This window comes from Nocardiopsis quinghaiensis (assembly GCF_008638365.1).
GTDB lineage: Bacteria > Actinomycetota > Actinomycetes > Streptosporangiales > Streptosporangiaceae > Nocardiopsis > Nocardiopsis quinghaiensis.
The window spans coordinates 417-1,587 of sequence record NZ_ML703344.1 but is presented as its reverse complement, the minus strand read 5'-3'; the positions used below and the strand labels follow the sequence as shown (position 1 = coordinate 1,587).

Here is a 1,171-nt window from a genome sequence, read left to right as displayed (position 1 = left end):
TCACCGGTTGGTTGCATCACTACAATCACCACCGGTTCCACACCGCGATCGGTGGCCCTCCCGCCTCCCGCGTTCCTAACCTCTCAAGTCAGTACAGCTAGAGCCGCCGCATCCCGGCTAGGTCGCCTGGGTGCGCTGGCGCACCCGTTCGGCGCGCAGCTCACGCGCGTGGTCGGGATCCAGGACAGGGGCGGCGTTGAGCAGCTGGCGGGTGTAGTCGCTGCCCGGACTCTCATACACCGAGTCGCTGTCCCCCATCTCCACGACCTCACCCGCACGCATCACCGCGACCCGGTCACTCACCTGACGCACCACCGCCAGATCATGCGCCACGAAGATATAGGTCAACCCGAAGTCGTCCTGCAACTCCGACAACAAACGCAACACCTGATCCTGCGTGGACACATCCAACGCCGACACCGGCTCATCACACACGATCAGCTTCGGCTTCAGGATCAACGCCCGCGCGATCGCGATCCGCTGACGCTGACCACCCGAGAACGCGTGCGGAAACCGGTTGTAGTGATCGGGCTCCAACCCCACCCGCTCCAGAAGCTCCTGCACCTGACGGCGCACCTTCCGACCGTCACGCTCACCCTGCACCCGCAACGCCGTCCCGATCGCATCACCCACCGTCAACCGCGGATTCAACGACGAATACGGGTTCTGGAACACCATCTGCATGTCCCGACGCAACGGACGCAACTCCCGCTCGGACATATGCGTGATATCGCGGCCCCCGAACTCCACCCGGCCCCGGGTGGGCTCCAACAACCGCATCACCATCCGCGACAACGTGCTCTTACCCGAACCCGACTCCCCCACCACACCCAGGGTCTCCCCCTGGTACAGATCGAAGGACACGTCCTTCACAGCCCAGAAATCCGTCGCACGACCCCACATCCCACCACGGACGTGAAACCGCTGGGAGACGTTCCCCACCCGCAACAGGGGTTCGCCCCGCTCCTCCTTCGGTTTCGGGGTGAAGGGTGCGAAGGCCTCCTCCGGCCCCTTCTCCCCGGTTTCGCCCGCCGCGGTCACCCCCGCCCCGCGACGCTGCTCCTGCCGGGTCCGCTGCGCGCGCTCCGCGCGATCGCGTGCCCGCCTCTGGGCGCGGGAGACCTCCACGCGCGGCACCGCCGCCAGCAAGGCCTGGGTGTAGGGATGCTCA

The 1,171-nt window shown here is 66.4% G+C and carries 1 protein-coding gene; it reads right to left on the bottom strand.

The annotated features are described in order from the left end of the window. Positions 1–117 precede the first annotated feature (117 nt). Positions 118–1,171: ABC transporter ATP-binding protein (locus FYX01_RS04660; protein ID WP_150237961.1), on the bottom strand; the 1,054-nt coding region annotated here is incomplete at its 5' end.